We start from the raw sequence: 575 nt of genomic DNA on the forward strand, positions 1-575 counted from the left end.
ATTAATCCAAACATCAAAAAATGGTTCAATTTTTTCTTCAAAAAGCTTCTTATTGACATCATCTTCAGTAAAATTTTGTTGTAATATTTTTAATATCTCTTGTTTTTTTTCCTTAATATCATTCATAAATGTAGGATAAAGATCTTTAAAACTTTCTACTGATTCATCAAAAGCGCCTTTTGCACCTATTCCAACCAAAGGAATAGCTGGTAGTAATATACTTAACGATAATAATGACTGATGAAATTGTGGTAAAATTTGTCCTGTCGCTCCGGTAAATTCATCAATTCCATCAATAGAACGCAAATAATTATATGCTGACATTGCTATTTTATTACAAAAAGTTTTTGTATTACTTAATATATTTTTTTGTTTATCTAAATCCCCTGACTGCACAAGAATAGATGGTACCGAATCATTATTTACATTTTTATTAGAATTACTAACATTACTTATCATAGAAGATAAAGGTGACTGACTTATATCATTTGGGCACCTCGAAAAACCTAAGCCGAGTTTGATTTTGCTGATAAAGTTATCGGAAGCTGGTCTACTGAGCTAACCACCATGAAGAA

The 575-nt window shown here is 29.6% G+C and carries 1 protein-coding gene; it reads right to left on the minus strand.

All coding sequences use genetic code 11. The annotated features are described in order from the left end of the window. Positions 1-459: hypothetical protein (locus tag CBG25_RS16505; RefSeq protein WP_290607953.1), on the minus strand; the 459-nt coding region annotated here is incomplete at its 3' end. Between the last annotated feature and the right edge of the window lie 116 nt (positions 460-575).

The sequence above is a fragment of the Arsenophonus sp. ENCA genome (assembly GCF_002287155.1).
GTDB lineage: Bacteria > Pseudomonadota > Gammaproteobacteria > Enterobacterales > Enterobacteriaceae > Arsenophonus > Arsenophonus nilaparvatae.